The sequence below is a fragment of the Chryseobacterium sp. DZ-32 genome (assembly GCF_059587025.1).
The window spans coordinates 85,885-103,076 of record NZ_JCAIOM010000015.1 but is presented as its reverse complement, the minus strand read 5'-3'; the positions used below and the strand labels follow the sequence as shown (position 1 = coordinate 103,076).

Below are 17,192 nucleotides of genomic sequence, written 5' to 3'. Positions count from 1 at the left end.
TTTTGATGATTTTTATAATTGGATTTGGGACTTATGATACTTATAACCTTTTTAAAAGTGAGACAAACAATATCACGCTCAAAGTATATGCAGTATTATCGATTGGAGTTTTTATGTTTTTATTAGCTTGTATAGGTTTAATAATGGTTATAGCAAGATCTTCAAGAAGTATACTAATTCTGAATATATTTTATGGTTTTCTCGCTTTTGGACTTTTAGCGTCACTGCTTTTGCGAAAGTTTAATGATGTGGAAGAAAATATTTCATTGGAAAATTATTTAACAATAGGTGCTGTTGTATTTTTAATTGTATTAATAAATAAATTTAGATACAAAGAACTACATTATGAAAGCATTGAGTTTATAGGAAAACACGAAGATTAAAAAATAAAAATGGCAATACTTGTTACCGGCGGACTTGGATATATTGGTTCTCACACAGTGGTAGAACTTATTAATAACGGCTTTGAAGTGGTTATTGTAGATGATTTATCCAATACGGAAAGGTTTATTTTAAATAATATTGAGGAAATTACGGGTAAGAAACCTGTTTTTTATCCTTTTGATCTGAGAAGAAAAGAGCTTCTTACCCAGGTTTTTGATGCTCATCGGATCGATGGTTGTATCAATTTTGCAGCTTCTAAAGCAGTAGGAGAGAGTCAGGTAATACCTGTAGATTATTATGAGAATAATCTGTTTTCCTTGATTAATATTCTTCAGGAATTTAAAACAAGAAAGATCTCCAACTTTATTTTCAGCTCATCATGTACGGTATACGGACAGGCAGATGTAATGCCGATCGATGAAAATACTCCGTTGAAAACCCCTGAAAGTGTCTATGGGAAAACAAAACAAATGGGCGAACAGATCCTTATTGATTTTGCCAAAGCCTATCAAAGTAAAATATCACTGTTAAGGTATTTTAACCCAATCGGAGCGCATCCTTCCGGAAAGTTGGGAGAATTGCCAATCGGAATTCCTAATAATTTAGTGCCTTATGTAATGCAGACGGCTTCAGGAGTGCGTGAGAAACTGAATATCTGGGGTAATGATTACCCTACAGAGGATGGAACTGCTGTTCGAGATTATATCTATGTTGTTGACCTGGCAAAAGCGCACGTTGCAGCATTAAAGAAACTGATAGAAGATTCTTCATCTGATGCGGTGATTGATACCTACAACCTGGGAACAGGAAAAGGTTCATCCGTACTGGAAGTGGTAAAAGCATTTGAAAAAGCTAATGATGTGGAAGTACCTTATCAGATCTGTGCGAGAAGAGAAGGGGATATTACTATAGCGTATGCCAACCCCGGAAAAGCAGAGAAAGAACTCAACTGGAAGTCTGAAACGTCTCTGGAAGAGGCTTTGAGAACAGTTTGGGAATGGCAGAAATATCTGAACACCAGAAATTCGTAAATTAGCATTGAGAAATAATTGCATCAAAACAATAATTTAAACGATCATAAAACAAATTACAAAACATTTTCCTGAAGATTAAGTGTTATCCTAAAAACATTGAATTCAGTGAAGCTTTAATTTTAAATTAGTATGAAGACACAGAGAATAGGTATTACATTTTCGTCATTTGACTTATTACATGCGGGGCACATTAAAATGCTTGAAGAAGCTAAAACTGTATGTGACTATTTAATCGTCGGACTTCAAATTGATCCGTCCCACGACCGTCCTACCAAAAATAAGCCAAGCCAGACTATTGTTGAAAGATATATTCAACTGAAAGCTGTGAATGCTGTGGATGAGATCATTCCTTATTACACGGAAGAAGACCTTTTGGATATTCTTAAATCATTTGTAATTGATGTAAGAATCATAGGAGATGATTATATGGACAAAGACTTTACAGGTAAAAAATACTGTGAAGAAAAAGGAATTGAAATTTTTTTCAACAAGAGAGACCATAGGTTTTCCACCAGTGATCTGAGAAGAAGGATCTACGAAGCTGAAAAAGAAAAATATTCGAAAGCAGAACCTGTAAAATAACAACAATAAAAAATCCCGAAAGTTACTTTCGGGATTTTTGTTGTATTACATTGGACCGCCTTGCTGATCATCACCTGTTGCATTGGAATTGATATCCTTTTTCTTTTTAGGCTGTTCGATTTTTTCTCCCTGTTTAAATCTGTAAGTTAAGGAAATAGCAAACTGTCTTGGCTGCCACTGCATATAGTTTCTTCGTGTATAATCATCATTGAAACTGAATACTTCTCTGCTTCTTGTATTGAATATATCCTGGATATTGAAGGAAATTGTTCCGTCTCCTTTCCAGATTGTCTTGGAGGCACCAAGATTCAGAGCATACATATCCTCTGTATTCTGGCTGGCTGTTTTCTGTGCTCCTCTATAGAATCCCTGTAATTGTACACTTAAAGTTTTGTCAAGTTTAAATGTTGTATTAAGACGGGCTCTGGTAGAAAATCCGTTTCCTGTGAAATCCATACTGCGGGTTTGCTGCAGCTTATTTTTATCAATGGCATCATAATAAGCAATTCCACTTGTTTTATATCCGAACATATCCAGACTTCCCATGATTTTCAACCATGCAAATGGATCATAAGTAAAGTTCAGATCCAATCCATAACGGTCATCATTTCCTAAGTTGATTGGTTTTGTATAAAATACACCCAAGCTCTCATCAGGTCTGTATACCAGCATTTTGGTATCATCAGTGGCGTGTCTGTAGTATAGGGTAGGATTAACCGTAAATTTTTTTCTGGTAATATTATATCCTACTTCAAATGAATCTACGTACGATGGATTCAGGTCTATGTTTCCTTCAAAAATATTCTGGCTGTTGCTGTAATTCGGGAAAGGAACCATAAAGAATGACCTTGGTCTGTCTATTCTACGGGAATAATTAAGCAAAATCTGATTATTTTTAGATACGTCATAGCTTAAGAATACACTTGGAAATAAATTGTTGTAGTTCTTTGTTTTATTTAATTGCGGATCATTAGGATTTTGATTGATGTAATTGATCTTTACATTGGAAAGTTCATCTCTTAAGCCTAGCTGATAAGCAAATTTTTCACCGATTTTACTCTTAAATTGCAGATAGAAAGCATTGAATACTTCTTTATAATCTGTATTGTTATTGTAGCTTGGAATAAAAGGATTGTTGGAAGTACTGCTTACAAAATTATCGTAAGTATTATCATTCACATCCAATCTGTATCCTGCTTCAAGCCTGGATTGTTCTCCTATTGGCAGCTCATAGTCAGCTTTACCAATGATTGTTTTACTTAGTGAATATCTTCTGGTAATATCCTGTACATCAGGACGAAGGTCGTATGTTTCCAGAATATCCGCATTATTGTTACTTCTGTTTCTTTGCAGACTTAATGATACGGATAAATTTTGCCCGTTATCATCAAATTTGTGATCTAATCCCAGATCTCCCTGGAAAGCAAGGTTATTGAAGACGCTTTTAGAATCTCTCCTTCCATACGGATTTAATAAATTCCATTTTCCTGCTGTAGTACTTGGATCCGGTGAATCTCTGAAAAACCTGTAAAAACTGTCATACGTATCAAGAAGTTCATTTCCGTCTCCTTCAAATGTTCTCACCAATCCTGTAAAATTGATTGAAGTCTTATCAGATAAATCATAGACAAAACCTGCACTTACATTATAATTTTTATTATACGTTTTATTCTCGGAGTTTTGCAATTGATGTTCAAGAACATCATTAGGCTGCTGGAAAGGAATCACATTGGGAAATGTGAGATTGTGATAGGTTGTTTCCGAATTATTCTTCGTCTTGTTTTCCGTGTAACCGCCGCCACCATTCAGGAACCAGGTCCAGTTGTTTTTTCTCCAGCTAAGGTTCGTATTAAGGGATGTTCTTGGAAAATATCCCAGTGACCCTACCACACTACCATTAAATCCTACCTTTTTGTTCTTTTTAAGGATGATATTCAGGATACCGGATGTTCCGCTTGCTTCAAATTTAGAAGAAGGATTGGTAATTACTTCGATTCTTTCAATCTGGTCAGCCGGAATACTCTGCAATGCATTAGCGCCGTCATCTATCCCAAGAAGGGCAGAAGGCTTTCCATTGATCAGAAACTTTACATTGGTACTTCCTCTCATCGAAACTGTTCCGTCCGTATCCACAGATACTGAAGGAACATTGGTTAAAACATCCTGAAGATTTCCTCCTTTGCTCACAATGTCCTGTGAAGGATCATATGTTTTCTTGTCAAGCTCTACTTTATAAGGTTTTGCTGCTGAAGCAGTAATAACAACACCCTGAATTTCTTTTGTTTTGCCATCAACCGTAGAAGAGGGCTCTGCTTCAATAGATAATGCACCGATATTACCTGCTGTTGCAATATTTTTGCTGACTACACTTTTTTTGTAATCAATAGCTTCTACTGTAATTTCGTAATCGCCGGGCATAAGTTGCAGCTGATACTGTCCTTTTTCATCAGTCAGTACGGCATCACTTAATGTTTTGTTGGCCTTATTGCTGAAAGTTACAGAAGCGTAAGGAACCGGTTGATTTTTTTTGTTGACAATGATTCCTGAAATTCCAGCCTTCTCCTGTGCAAAAGCCATCGCTGCTGCTGAAAGTACTAATGTAAGTCCTAAAGTTTTTCTGGTGAAAATAGTGACAATTTCTGTCTTATTCTTCATAGGTTATTTTTTTGTATAAGATCGTGAAAGAATAACCCTTAATATTTTGAATATCCATATCAATTTGATAGCCAAAACATTATGGTTGTTTGTTGTTTTCTAACTGTATAAGTTTCCTGGTGCTTTTTCTAAGCTTATTTTATATTTTTCGAGTTAAGCCAATCCTGATAAGCCTTCGCATTTACAGCATGTTCTTCTGCACTTGCCGTAAACTTGTGGTATCCGAATCTTGCCGGATCAGCACACATAAATATATAATTGTTGTTTTCAGCATTTAAAACAGCATCTATTGAGTTTTTATCCACTACACAGATGGGGCCCGGAGGAATACCTGCATTGGCATAAGTGTTATAAGGTGAAGGTGTCGATAAATGCTTATATAATACTCTTTTTATAGGTTCTTTAAAATTGGTCTGTTTATTAATCGCATAGATTACCGTAGGATCGGACTGAAGCTTCATTCCTTTTCTGTAACGGTTTAAATATAATCCTGCAATGGTTTTCATTTCATCCTTTTTCCCTCCTGATTCTTTATAAACAATGGAAGCTAAAGCATAGATCTGATCTCTTGTAAGACCGGACTGCTGCTCCTTGTTCTTTCTTTCACTCGTCCAGAAATCATTATACTGATTTTCGAACTTCGCAAAAAATTCTCTCGGACTTACCGTCCAGAAAAAATTATAAGTATCAATGAAAAAATATTTTTTTAAATCTTCAACATTTTTATATCCTTTCTCCTGTGCAACAGCATCGAGATCATTCACAAAATGTAATGAATCAATTTCCGTTTTTTTGGTCACCTTACCAATCATCTGATACATATCTCCAAAATCCCCGATTCTGTAAGAGTTGGCTGTCTGGTTACCTGCTTTGATCATATTGACAAGGTCTTTGTTGCCTGTTCCGCTCTGGATGTGATAACGTCCTGCTTTGAAATTGGTATCGAGACCTTTTTCTTTAGCCACAGCTTCAAAAGATTCCCTGTCTTTAATATAAGGAGCAATAGAATCCAGGATCTGTTTAAAACCTGCTCTATGAGGAATCAGAACATAACCATCTTTTTCTACGTTGTTTCCTAAATATTTATTATAAAATCTCAAACCAAAAAATCCTGCCACTACAAAAACCAGCAGAATGATAATGAGAATAGCTTTTTTCATTCTTAAATGTTGATTAAAAGTTTTTTGTTTTAAAGAAGATCTGTTTTACCCCTAAAAACTTGCTTTGCAGGACCTTCCAGCCAAATATTCTGGAATGTATCACCGCTTTTTTCAGCATATACCTTAAGGTTTCCGCCTAAAGTTTTAACTTTTACAGAGGTTAGATTATGTTTTTGCAGAAAAGTTAAAGCGGAAGCTGTAACTCCTGTTCCACAACTGTAAGTTTCGTCCTCAACGCCTCGTTCATAGGTTCTTACAAAAATTTCATTATCTGAAATTTTCTCTACAAAGTTCACATTGATTCCTTTTTCTTTATATTTTTCAGAATTTCTGATGCCATATCCTTCGTCATAAACGTCATAATCTTTCAGGTTGTCTACATATTTTACGTAGTGTGGAGATCCGGTATTCAGAACAAAGTCATTTCCGTCCTGTGAAACGGTATCTACATTAATCATTTTTAATTTAATGATTCCGTTATGGATTTCAGCTTCATGTTCACCATCTGTCGCAATGAATTTACATTTGTCTTCAAAGATGTCAAGGAAAAAAGCAAAAGCGACAAGGCATCTTCCTCCGTTTCCACACATCGTACTTTCTCCGCCATCAGAATTGTAGTACACCATTTTGAAGTCATAATGAGGATCGTTTTCCAATAGAATAAGACCGTCAGCACCTATTCCGAAACGTCTGTCGCATAATTTTTCAATACTGTCTTTATCTTTGGTAAACTGCAGATCCCGGTTATCTACCATTACAAAATCATTCCCTGTTCCCTGATATTTATAAAATTCCATATTTTTTTGTTAAATGAAGAAGCAAAATTACTATATTTAAAATAAAAAACGAACAGTGTTAGCTGTTCGTTTTCTTATTTATAATCGTTTTATCTAAAGCCGCCTCCGCCGCTCTGCTGTCTGTTTGAACTGCTGCTTTGGCTGCCTGAACTATTCCTGAATCCACCGCCGGAAGATTCTGATCTTCCGCTGTTACCATTGGAATTTCTGAAGCCGCTGTTATTCTGGTTTCTCTGGCTGTTCTGATTACCATTGTTCTGGTTTCTGAATCCGCTGTTACCATTGGAATTTCTGAACCCGCTGTTATTTTGGTTACCCTGATTGTTTTGATTACCATTATTCTGGTTTCTGAATCCGCTGTTGCTGTTGGAGTTTCTGTTGTTATTAAATCCTCCGTTATTGTTGTATGAACCGTTACTGTTCGTTGTACGCGTATTCTGGAATCCGTTTTCAGGTCTCGAAGATGAAGAAGATCTTCTTTCTACGTATACTTTTCTTCTGGAGTTATTATAGCTATCATAGTAATAAGGAATGCCATTATCATAGTAATAATTAATATTGTTTCTATAATAGTAGCCGTCATTACCCCAATATCCGCCACTTCCGTAATATCCTGACGGAGCATAGTAATATCCGTTGTTATAATACGGATCTCCATACCCATAGCTTCCGTTGCTTCCGTATCCGTCGGTATATGCTAAACAAGAGGTTAAACTGGTAATAGCAAAAATACTGAATGCTATTTTAAATAAATTTTTCATGACTTTATTGTACTTTTTTTTCTTTAAAACTTTTTTTCCAATTGACGTATCCTAAGACCGCCATTATAGTAAATACCAAATATTGAACCGAAGTGATTCCAAGTCCCTTAAAAATCATCATTGGAATGCAAATCAAATCTCCGATAATCCAGAAAATCCAGCTTTCAATGCGCTGTTTGGCCATCAACCACATTCCTGCTAAAAATATGGAAGTGGTAAAAATATCCATCCAATTGGCCCAGTCGAGATGAGACAATCCCAAATAGCCACCTTCTAAATGATCAATATAAGGTTTGCAATAATAAATAAAAGTAACAAATGCCAAACTCAGCACAAAAAGAATACTTGCATGTATCCATTCTTTTCGGGTAGCCCATGTAACTTCTACGTGAACATGATCTTCAGAATTTCTTGCCCATAGAACCCATCCATAAATACTCATGACAGTATAATAGACGTTAATCATACAGTCTCCCAGCAGCCCGGCATTGAAAAGAAGATATACATAGATCAGCGTTGAAATAATGCCGGTAGGATACACCCATATATTTTTCTTTATGGAAAAAAATACGCTCAGTATTCCGAAAACTGCACCTGATGCTTCCAACATAATTTGTAAAGAATCATAGCTTTCATAAGGCTTTACAAAAAGATCATATAAATTCATGCAATCAAAAATAAGCAAAAATATGGACTTTATAAAATGGATTATATAATGTGTTGTTCAGGTTTTTAAACCTTTAATGTAAAATAAATGAGGAAAGTTTAACGATTAACGTGAGAGTTTCTAAATTTTTTATATTTTCGTAAATCCTTAATAAATAAAAAAACATGTCGAAAATTTGGGTTAAAAAGCCACTAAGTGCCTATGAGGCAGATATGAAGAAAAGTGAGCTGAAAAAAGTCCTTGGAAAATGGAGTTTAACAGCAATTGGAGTAGGTGCTATCATCGGTGGTGGAATCTTTGTTCTTACAGGAACAGGAGCCTATTATCACGCAGGACCAGCACTTGCCATTTCCTTTATCATTGCAGGGATCGCCTGCGTTTTTGCTGCATTATGCTATGCAGAGTTTGCATCCATTATTCCTGTAGAGGGTTCAGCTTATGCTTATGCATATGGAACAGTAGGAGAAATTTTTGCATGGGCCATGGGATGGTGTCTCATCCTCGAGTACGCGATGGCGAGTATGGCCGTCTCCGTGAGTTGGTCCGGTTATTTTAATAAATTTTTGAAGATTTTTAATATTCATTTGCCTGCCTATCTGACATCAGACCCGGCAAGTTATACAGGAGATGGTTTTTCAATGAACCTGCCTGCATTTATTCTTGTTCTTTTGATTACTGCATTATTGGTAAAAGGAACTAAAGAAGCTGCAGGAGCAAATAACCTGATCGTTTTAATGAAAACTTCAGCCGTTATCTTTGTAATTATCGCCGGAGTATATATCATCTTCTCTAATACAGATCTTTATAACGCTGTAGATGGGGTTAAAAACTGGAAGCCTTTTATTCCGGATCCGATAAAGATCAAGAATTCCGAGGGCGATATGGTCTCGGCATATGGTATTAAAGGGATTATTTCCGGAGCCGCAGCTATTTTCTTTGCTTATATCGGTTTTGATGCTGTTTCTACACAGGCTGGAGAAGCTATTAACCCTAAAAAAGATGTACCTTTCGCTATCATCGCTTCACTATTGATCTGTACAGCATTGTATATCTGTGTATCTCTTGTATTGACAGGGATGATGCATTATACAGACTTTAATCCTGAAGGAAGATATCCGGATGCCATCAAAGCGCCTGTTGCGTATGCTTTTGAAATTGCAGGAAAGCACTGGGCGAGTAATATCGTAACGATTGCTGCTACCGTAGGGTTGATTTCTGTTGTAATGGTAATGATGATGGGGCAGTCCAGAATCTTCATTGGTATGGCAAAAGACGGGTTGATTCCTAAATTCTTCGGACAGCTTCATCCAAAAACAAAAACACCTTACAAAGGAATTATCCTGTTAGGAATTGTAGTAGCTTTAATCGCTGCATTTACACCAATTTCTACATTGGCAGATATGACAAGTTTCGGAACCCTGTTTGCATTTACACTGGTTTGTATCGCAGTTTGGGTGATGAGAAAGAAAGAACCTAACCTGATCAGACCTTTCAAAGTTCCTGCTTATAAAATCGTAGTGGCATTAGGAGTAATTATCAACCTATATTTGATTTTTAACTTAAGTGCCCATGCATTGGAACTTTCTGCAGTATGGTTATTCTTAGGAGGTTTGGTATACTTCCTTTACGGAAAATCAAACAGTAAGCTTAATAACCCTGAAAAATATCAGAATCAGGATTAATAATAATATAAACCGCTTCGGCGGTTTTTTTTGTCACAATACTATTTCTATGAAAAAACTTTTTTCCATTGTATTCCTTTCCGTAGGAATTACCGCGTTTTCCCAGCAGGTGGAAAGCCTTGAAACCATTCTTAACGATAAAATCAGTATCAGGGCTCTTGAACTATATGACAACAAGGTCTGGTACAGCGGTACGGATTCCAAATTCGGGTTTGTAGATCTTAAAAACTATAAAAACCAGAAACAGATCAGGCTATCTGAAGAAAAACTTCAGTTCAGAACACTAGGACAGAATAAAACTTCTTTCTATGCAATCAATATTGAAAGTCCGGCACGTTTTTTCAAAATTGATAAAAAAGATCTGAAATCACAGGTGATTTTTAAAGATACTGCAAAAACAGCGTTTTATGATGCTTTGCATTTTGCGAATGATAAACTTGCCTATACCTTCAGTGACGCAGATAAAGATCACCTGCTGAAACTGGCAGTATATAAGGATGGGAAATGGAACATGTTTAAAAATAATGTAACGTTAAATGATGGCGAAGCTGCTTTTGCCGCCAGCAATACCAATATTTCATCCTCTAAAAAATACTTATGGATTGCGACTGGAGGAAAAGCTTCAAGAATTTTAAGAATGAACCTGAAAGATGATAAAATAGAAGTATTCAACACTCCAATCATACAAGGAGAACCTTCGCAGGGAATGTATTCCATTGATTTTTTTGAAGACCGTTTCGGAATAGCAGCAGGAGGAGATTATACCAAACAGGATGCTAATATCAATAATATCGCAACCACAACTGATGCCGGCGAGACCTGGCAGATTCAGGCTTCAGGGCAGAACGCAGGATATACAACCTGTGTGAAAATTAAACCGGGATCAAAAGGAAAAGAAATCATTGCCGTAGGAGACAAACACATCAGCTATTCTTCAGATTTTGGGAAGACCTGGAAAAAGATTTCTGATGAAAAAGGCTTCTTTGTCTGCCAATGGATTGATAGGAATAATATTGTTCTTGCAGGAAATAGCAAAATTGCCGTCATGAAATTAAAATTTTAAATAGCAGGAATAGAATTTATCACTATTGGCCAAAAGCCTGATCATACGTATTTAGACTCATTATAAAATAGAACCTAATATAATTCATAGGTTAAAATTCATAACTAATGGTTAATTTTGTAAGATGAATTTTAATTATGTTAAATTTCATACCCTTATAAAATTTAATTTTCACAATGAACTCTTTAATAGATAAGTATAATATTCCCGGACCGCGTTACACTTCTTATCCTACCGTTCCGTATTGGGATGAATCAACATTTTCACCGGAAAAATGGAAGGAAACCGTAATCAGGTCTTTTCATGAAAGCAATGCAGAGGAGGGAATTTCTATTTATATCCATTTGCCTTTCTGTGAGGCATTGTGTACATTTTGTGCATGCCATAAGCGTATCACCAAACAGCACAGTGTTGAAGTTCCTTATCTTGAAAGTGTTTTAAAAGAATGGAAATTATATCTTGATCTTTTCAATGAAAGACCTAAACTGAAAGAACTACACCTTGGAGGAGGAACACCTACGTTCTTCTCTCCTGAAAATTTAAGGACATTGCTGGAAGGTATCTTTTCATCAGTGGATATTGCAGAGCATCCTGAATTTTCTTTCGAGGGACATCCAAACAATACGACGAAGGAACATCTTCAGACTTTATACGACCTTGGTTTCAGAAGAGTGAGCTTTGGAGTTCAGGATTACGATCCTAAAGTTCAGAAAGCCATCAACAGAATCCAGCCTTTTGAAAATGTGAAAAACGTTACAGAATGGGCAAAGGAAATAGGGTACAGAGGAATCAGTCATGACCTGGTTTTCGGATTGCCACACCAGAATTGGGAAGCAATGGAACATACCATCAGAAAAACAATGGAACTGAAGCCGGACAGGTTAGCATTCTATTCTTACGCCCACGTTCCATGGGTAAAAGGTGTCGGACAAAGAGGATTTGATGAAAATGACCTCCCAAGTGGAGAAGAGAAGCGCCGTTTGTATGAAGATGGGAAAAAGCTGCTTCAGGATTTAGGATATATTGAGGTTGGGATGGATCACTTCTCTCTTGAGCATGATGATCTGTATCAGTCTCTGATTCATAAAAAACTTCACAGAAATTTCATGGGATATACATCAAGCAAAACCCAGCTGATGGTAGGACTTGGGATGTCTGCTATTTCAGATTCATGGTATGCTTTTGCCCAGAATGTAAAAACAGTGGAAGAATACCAGAAAATGGTTGAAGAAGGTGAAATTCCTGTTGTAAAAGGACATGTTCTGAGCGAAGAGGATCTTACGGTAAGAAGACATATTCTGAATCTGATGTGCCAGCTTGAAACCACTTTTGATATCAACAACTCTTTCCCTGAGCTTGAAAATGCACTGGAAATGCTGAAAGAGATGGAAAATGACGGTTTGGTTGAGATCAGTGGAACTGAAGTTAAAATTACAGAAGCCGGAAGAGCATTCACAAGGAATGTAGCCATGGTTTTTGACCTGAGAATGATGAGAAATAAACCTGAAACAAGGATTTTCTCCATGACAATATAAGCAAAAGCGGTTCAGTTCTGAACCGCTTTTTTTTGACTTATGGGCTTATTTTGAACTTGTTTAAACTTTCTTGAAACATTAAGATTGTAGTAAAGTGTTTAGAGTATTAAGATGAGCTTCGCTTTAAGCTTAAAAATCCTAATGATTTATCTTAACTTAACGATGCTTTACTCGTTAAATCCTTCTTAATGGTTTAAGAAATATCCAATGTTTCTTGCTTAGTGAAACGCCTTTGCGACCCTTTTTCACAGAATATAAAAACCTTAGCGTTTCGTCTGCGCTTAAAGCCTGCTATTACTATTTGATAATCAATTTCTGACTATATGATTTCAGTTCCCCGGATTTCAGATTAATATAATACACTCCGGCAGGAATCCCTGAAATATTAATTCCTTTGCCATTAATAATCTGATCCGTTTCCATCACTTTTCTTCCCTCTGCACTGATGATTTCCAGGGTTGCTTTTTTATCTTTCACCCCATCAATGAAAATTTCTTTGGAAGCCGGATTTGGATAAACTTTTATATTTCCAAAAGCATTATTTTCCTGGGTTCCCAAAGTACCTGTAGTTATTTTAAAAATCTTTCCACTGCTTACGGCAGCTACGTACAATCCTTTTTGGTAGTCTTCTCCGAAAGTGGAAAAGTTATTTCCGGAATAAGGAGTTGTCCATGTGATGGCATTATTGCTATCCAGAATTCCGATCTGGGTAGAACAGTAATCTGCAAAAAAATATTTTCCCTGAAGTGACGGGTACTGCGTTCCTCTGTAGACATAACCACCCGTGATGGAACATTTGCCACCGGAATGGTCGTATACTGCAACAGGGAAGGTCATGGTAGACTGTGCAGCGCATCCTGCTGTATTGTAAGCATTATTTCCTTCATAACAACGCCAGCCATAATTTAATCCGGCTGTAGTAATGGGCATTTTGTTGATTTCTTCTATTGCTCCCTGTCCAACATCCGCAATCATAGCATTGCCTGTAGTCAGATCAAAAGAAAATTTCCAGGCATTTCTAAGACCATAAGCCCATATCTCGTCTGCACCATCCACTCCGGCTCCGGCAAAAGGATTATCGGGAGGAATATTATAGGGGCCTGTAGCATCTACATCTATTCTCAACATTTTCCCTAATAAAACATTTTTATTTTGGGCATTATTATTCGGGTCACCACCACTTCCTCCGTCTCCGGTGATGATCCAAAGCTTTCCATCAGGAGCAAAATGAATACTTCCTCCATTGTGGTTGTCGAATGGCTTGGGAATGTTCAGCAGAATTTTTTCAGAAGCAGGATCTGCTACGTTTGGGTCTGTAGAACTCACACTGTATCTTGCAACAATAATATTCCCCGAAGGGTTGTTGTAGTACACAAAAAAATACCCGTTAGCAGAGTATTGAGGATGAAATGCAAGGCCGAGAAGACCTCTTTCGCCGCCAAAAATGATCTTTGTTCCGATATTGAGGAAATTGGTAGCGTTAATTGTCCCATTGGGTTGAATAATTTTAATGATACCGTTCTGTTGAACCACAAAAAGACGGCTGTCATTGGCATTCGTAATCTCTACAGGACTCGTAAGTCCTGTGGCAAATTCTTCCAAATTAATGCTTTGAGAATTAACAATTAAGGAAGAAAAAACACTGATGCAAAAAAGTAATTTTTTCATAATATTTTGAGAGTTAGTGTGTTGGAAAAGTAAATGAAAATTTTATACCAATCGATTTTGAAGACTTCATTATGATAGCATGAAAAAATTGTTAAATCTTAAATAGAAATCACCACACCAATATATCTGGAAATAAACCATTTCTGTTGTTAAAAATTCATAAAATACAAGAAAATCATTATATTTGCCGACTTAATTTAACGTAGTTATAACAAAATGCAAGGAAAAGGACTTATTACAATTGTCGCTATTGTACTAGGGTTGATTTGCTTAAACGAGCTATTACCAACATGGTACGCCAGCAAAATTGAAAAGCAGGCGACTGCTTTTGCAGGAGACAATCCGGAGAAGTATCAGAAAGAAATCGCAAGACTTTCTAAGGATACTTTGAACTTAGGATTCACAAAACTTTATTACACTAAAGCCAAAGACAAGGAAATGAAACTTGGTCTTGACCTGAAAGGAGGGATCAACGTTCTTTTGGAAATCAACCAAAGAGATCTTGTGAATGATTTAACCAATTATTCTACAAATCCTGTTCTTATTGAGGCTTTAAACAAAACTGATGAAGCACAGAAGAATTCTACTAAACCTTACATCGACAACTTCTTCGAGCAGTTCGATGTAATTAACAAAGCTAAAGGTACCAACCTGAAGTTGGCTGATCCGGAAATTTTCGGAAATACAACGCTTACTGAAGTGAAGTACAACACGCCTGATGATCAGGTAAAAAGCATTGTTAAAAGAAAAATCGATGCATCTGTAGGAACTGCTTTCGAGGTAATCAGAACGAGAATTGACAAGCTTGGAGCGATCCAGCCAAACGTTCAGAGAGTACCTGGTACTGCGAGAATTTCTGTAGAAATGCCTGGTATGAAGGACATCGATAAAGTGAAGAAAATGCTTCAGACTTCTGCAAAACTTCAGTTCTGGGAAGTACAGCAGGTTCCTGAAATTGCGCCTTATTTCCAGACTTTGACAACTATGGTTGCTACAAAAGGAGATTCTATGGGAGTTGCAAAGAATGTGAACTTCATGAGCCTTTTACAGCTTGACAAATTAAGAACGAATGGTGTTGCCAACGTAAAATTATCCGATACTGCTGTTGTAAACAAAATCTTAAACAGCAAAGTAGGTCAGTCTTTACGTCCGGCTAACATTAAATATACACAGTTCATGTGGGGTTACAAGCCTGAAGCTACCGATACTGAAAGTTTAGTATTGTATGCGATCAGAGGTAACATCAACCAAAAAGCTCCGGTAGACGGTGCTGTTGAAACTGCAAACATCGGCTACGATGAACTAAGCAGAGTAGTGGTAGATATGCAGATGGACTCTAAAGGAGCTAAAGAATGGAAAACATTAACCGAGAAAAACGTTGGAAAACCAGTTGCTGTAACTCTTGATAACAGAGTATACACAGCTCCTAACGTTGTTAATGCTATCCCTAACGGTAGAACCCAGATCTCTGGTAACTTCTCTCAGGAAGAGGCTAAAGAACTGGTAGACGTGTTAGGTGCCGGTAAATTGCCTGCAGGTGCAAAAGTAGTTCAGGCTACCGTTGTAGGTCCATCTTTAGGACAAGAGGCTATTGATTCTGGTTTAATGTCGTTTATCATTGCATTTGCTATTATCATTGTTTATATCATTTTCTACTACGGTGGAGCTGGTGTATACGCGGTAATTGCGATGATGATCAACTTATTCTATATTTTCGGTATTATGGATTCGGGTGACTTTACCCTTACGCTTCCAGGTATCGCGGGTATCGTTCTTACCATGGCAGTAGCGGTGGATACGAACGTTATCATTTATGAAAGAACTAAAGAAGAATTATTCGCTGGGAAAAGTATTCTTGAAGCTTACAAAGATGGTTTCAAACATGCATTAAACGCGATTATTGACGGTCACACTACGACTTTCCTAACGGCAGTTGTATTGTTCTTCTTCGGAACAGGGCCTATTAAAGGTTTTGCATTGACGTTAATGATCGGTATCTTAATGACATTATTCACGTCTGTATTGCTTTCAAGAGTAATGATCTTCTCAAGATTAAATAAAGGAAAAGGACTTTCTGTATGGACTCCGGCAACGAAGAACCTGTTCAGAAATACCTGGATCGATTTCATCGGAAAGAGAAAATATGCTTACATCGTTTCTGCTGTTCTTACAGTTGTATGTATTATTTCTATCGCAACACACGGTTTCAAATACGGTATCGACTTTACCGGTGGTAGAAACTATGTCGTTAGATTTGATAAAGATGTAAAAGCTGAAGATGTTGAAGAAAAATTAGTAGCATTATTCAAAACTGAAGACGGTAAGAACTCTTCTGTAGAAGCTAAAACTTTCGGAAACAACAAACAATTAAAGATCTCTACAGATTACCTTATCGAAGATGAATCTTTAAAAGCTGACCAGATTATCGAACAGAAATTATTTGAAGGTTTAAAATCAAACTTACCGGCAGGAACGACATTGAAAGATTTCAAATCTGCTGATAAAGACCACGCAGGAATCATTTCTTCTGAGAAAGTAGGACCTTCTGTTGCTGATGATATCCAGACTCACGGTATCTATGCGGTATTAGCTGCATTAGCAATGATCTTCATCTATATTCTTGTAAGATTTAGAAAATGGCAGTTCTCTCTTGGAGCAGTTGCTGCTCTATTCCACGATGCGGTAATTATTTTAGGAGCATATTCATTGCTTCACAAATATATGCCGTTCAACATGGAGATCAATCAGGACTTCATTGCTGCGATTCTTACTGTGTTAGGATATTCAATTAACGATACGGTAATTATCTTCGACAGAATCAGAGAATACCTGAGAGAGAAAAAATCATTAACACTAGCTGGTCTGTTTGATGACTCTATTTCAAGTACGTTGGGTAGAACATTCAACACTTCATTCACTACGATTTTGGTGATCCTTGCGATCTTCATATTCGGAGGTGATAACTTAAGAGGATTCATGTTTGCGATGCTAATCGGTATTGGATTTGGTACTTATTCATCCATCTTTGTGGCGTCTGCAATTGCTTATGACTTCCTTAAGACTGGGAAAGAAGAAGAGGTACATGGAAAATCTACTTCTGCTAAAGAAGAACTCGCTTCTAAGTAATACAAACTACAATAAATTAGTAAGGGCCGTTTCGAAAGAAACGGCCTTTTTTTAATGAAAGCACAAATAGTGGTCAGC

Annotated in this window: 13 protein-coding genes; 7 read left to right on the top strand and 6 right to left on the bottom strand. The window is 36.8% G+C overall.

From position 1 onward, the window contains the following. Positions 1 to 5: 5 nt before the first annotated feature. The 3 genes from AC59HC_RS16945 to AC59HC_RS16935 all read left to right on the top strand — a co-directional run bounded on the left by AC59HC_RS16945 (position 6) and on the right by AC59HC_RS16935 (position 2,000). Positions 6 to 383, top strand: a complete 378-nt coding sequence (locus tag AC59HC_RS16945; protein ID WP_202843905.1) for a hypothetical protein — start codon at positions 6 to 8, stop codon at positions 381 to 383. Positions 384 to 392: 9 nt separating this feature from the next. After that, a complete protein-coding gene (gene galE / locus AC59HC_RS16940; protein WP_411413716.1) occupies positions 393 to 1,415 on the top strand; it encodes a UDP-glucose 4-epimerase GalE in 1,023 nt (340 codons plus the stop codon). A 132-nt stretch (positions 1,416 to 1,547) separates the two neighbouring features. After that, on the top strand, positions 1,548 to 2,000 hold the full coding sequence (locus tag AC59HC_RS16935; protein ID WP_110009329.1) for an adenylyltransferase/cytidyltransferase family protein: 453 nt from the start codon (positions 1,548 to 1,550) through the stop codon (positions 1,998 to 2,000). A gap of 45 nt (positions 2,001 to 2,045) precedes the next feature. Here the strand turns inward: AC59HC_RS16935 and AC59HC_RS16930 are convergent, their stop codons facing one another. The 5 genes from AC59HC_RS16930 to pnuC all read right to left on the bottom strand — a co-directional run bounded on the left by AC59HC_RS16930 (position 2,046) and on the right by pnuC (position 8,040). Continuing rightward, positions 2,046 to 4,655 carry a TonB-dependent receptor gene (locus AC59HC_RS16930; protein ID WP_202843899.1) on the bottom strand — a complete coding sequence of 870 codons (2,610 nt, stop codon included), beginning with the start codon at positions 4,653 to 4,655 and terminating at the stop codon, positions 2,046 to 2,048. 134 nt (positions 4,656 to 4,789) lie between these two features. Continuing rightward, positions 4,790 to 5,815, bottom strand: a complete 1,026-nt coding sequence (gene mltG / locus AC59HC_RS16925) for an endolytic transglycosylase MltG (protein WP_343639904.1) — start codon at positions 5,813 to 5,815, stop codon at positions 4,790 to 4,792. 29 nt (positions 5,816 to 5,844) lie between these two features. Further along, positions 5,845 to 6,612, bottom strand: coding sequence for a diaminopimelate epimerase (gene dapF / locus AC59HC_RS16920; RefSeq protein WP_343639906.1), 768 nt, complete (start codon positions 6,610 to 6,612; stop codon positions 5,845 to 5,847). A gap of 89 nt (positions 6,613 to 6,701) precedes the next feature. Next, the gene (locus AC59HC_RS16915; protein ID WP_343639908.1) at positions 6,702 to 7,373 is read right to left on the bottom strand and encodes a hypothetical protein; all 672 of its coding nucleotides are present in this window, start codon (positions 7,371 to 7,373) and stop codon (positions 6,702 to 6,704) included. A 4-nt stretch (positions 7,374 to 7,377) separates the two neighbouring features. Then, positions 7,378 to 8,040: a nicotinamide riboside transporter PnuC gene (gene pnuC / locus AC59HC_RS16910; RefSeq protein WP_496559035.1), complete on the bottom strand. Its 663-nt coding sequence runs from the start codon at positions 8,038 to 8,040 to the stop codon at positions 7,378 to 7,380. Positions 8,041 to 8,204: 164 nt separating this feature from the next. On the opposite strand from pnuC, the gene AC59HC_RS16905 reads away from it, so the two are divergent. The 3 genes from AC59HC_RS16905 (at position 8,205) to hemN (ending at position 12,320) form a co-directional block, all read left to right on the top strand. Beyond that, the gene (locus AC59HC_RS16905) at positions 8,205 to 9,722 is read left to right on the top strand and encodes an amino acid permease (RefSeq protein WP_110011136.1); all 1,518 of its coding nucleotides are present in this window, start codon (positions 8,205 to 8,207) and stop codon (positions 9,720 to 9,722) included. Positions 9,723 to 9,771: 49 nt separating this feature from the next. Next, the gene (locus tag AC59HC_RS16900; RefSeq protein WP_496559034.1) at positions 9,772 to 10,785 is read left to right on the top strand and encodes a WD40/YVTN/BNR-like repeat-containing protein; all 1,014 of its coding nucleotides are present in this window, start codon (positions 9,772 to 9,774) and stop codon (positions 10,783 to 10,785) included. A gap of 176 nt (positions 10,786 to 10,961) precedes the next feature. Beyond that, the gene (gene hemN, locus AC59HC_RS16895) at positions 10,962 to 12,320 is read left to right on the top strand and encodes an oxygen-independent coproporphyrinogen III oxidase (protein ID WP_496559033.1); all 1,359 of its coding nucleotides are present in this window, start codon (positions 10,962 to 10,964) and stop codon (positions 12,318 to 12,320) included. Positions 12,321 to 12,617: 297 nt separating this feature from the next. On the opposite strand, the gene AC59HC_RS16890 is transcribed toward hemN, so the two are convergent. Further along, positions 12,618 to 13,988, bottom strand: a complete 1,371-nt coding sequence (locus tag AC59HC_RS16890; RefSeq protein WP_496559032.1) for a PQQ-dependent sugar dehydrogenase — start codon at positions 13,986 to 13,988, stop codon at positions 12,618 to 12,620. 216 nt (positions 13,989 to 14,204) lie between these two features. Between AC59HC_RS16890 and secD the strand changes: the two genes are divergently transcribed. Then, entirely contained in the window at positions 14,205 to 17,114 is a 2,910-nt protein-coding gene (gene secD, locus AC59HC_RS16885) for a protein translocase subunit SecD (RefSeq protein WP_496559031.1), read from the top strand. Positions 17,115 to 17,192 lie beyond the last annotated feature (78 nt).

Coding starts and splice junctions, on each gene's coding strand:
- AC59HC_RS16930 (WP_202843899.1), bottom strand. CDS start 4,655: ATGAAGAATAAGACAGAAATTGTCACTATTTTCACCAGAAAAACTTTA.
- AC59HC_RS16945 (WP_202843905.1), top strand. CDS start 6: ATGATTTTTATAATTGGATTTGGGACTTATGATACTTATAACCTTTTT.
- AC59HC_RS16935 (WP_110009329.1), top strand. CDS start 1,548: ATGAAGACACAGAGAATAGGTATTACATTTTCGTCATTTGACTTATTA.
- dapF (WP_343639906.1), bottom strand. CDS start 6,612: ATGGAATTTTATAAATATCAGGGAACAGGGAATGATTTTGTAATGGTA.
- AC59HC_RS16905 (WP_110011136.1), top strand. CDS start 8,205: ATGTCGAAAATTTGGGTTAAAAAGCCACTAAGTGCCTATGAGGCAGAT.
- pnuC (WP_496559035.1), bottom strand. CDS start 8,040: ATGAATTTATATGATCTTTTTGTAAAGCCTTATGAAAGCTATGATTCT.
- galE (WP_411413716.1), top strand. CDS start 393: ATGGCAATACTTGTTACCGGCGGACTTGGATATATTGGTTCTCACACA.
- AC59HC_RS16900 (WP_496559034.1), top strand. CDS start 9,772: ATGAAAAAACTTTTTTCCATTGTATTCCTTTCCGTAGGAATTACCGCG.
- AC59HC_RS16915 (WP_343639908.1), bottom strand. CDS start 7,373: ATGAAAAATTTATTTAAAATAGCATTCAGTATTTTTGCTATTACCAGT.
- hemN (WP_496559033.1), top strand. CDS start 10,962: ATGAACTCTTTAATAGATAAGTATAATATTCCCGGACCGCGTTACACT.
- secD (WP_496559031.1), top strand. CDS start 14,205: ATGCAAGGAAAAGGACTTATTACAATTGTCGCTATTGTACTAGGGTTG.
- AC59HC_RS16890 (WP_496559032.1), bottom strand. CDS start 13,988: ATGAAAAAATTACTTTTTTGCATCAGTGTTTTTTCTTCCTTAATTGTT.
- mltG (WP_343639904.1), bottom strand. CDS start 5,815: ATGAAAAAAGCTATTCTCATTATCATTCTGCTGGTTTTTGTAGTGGCA.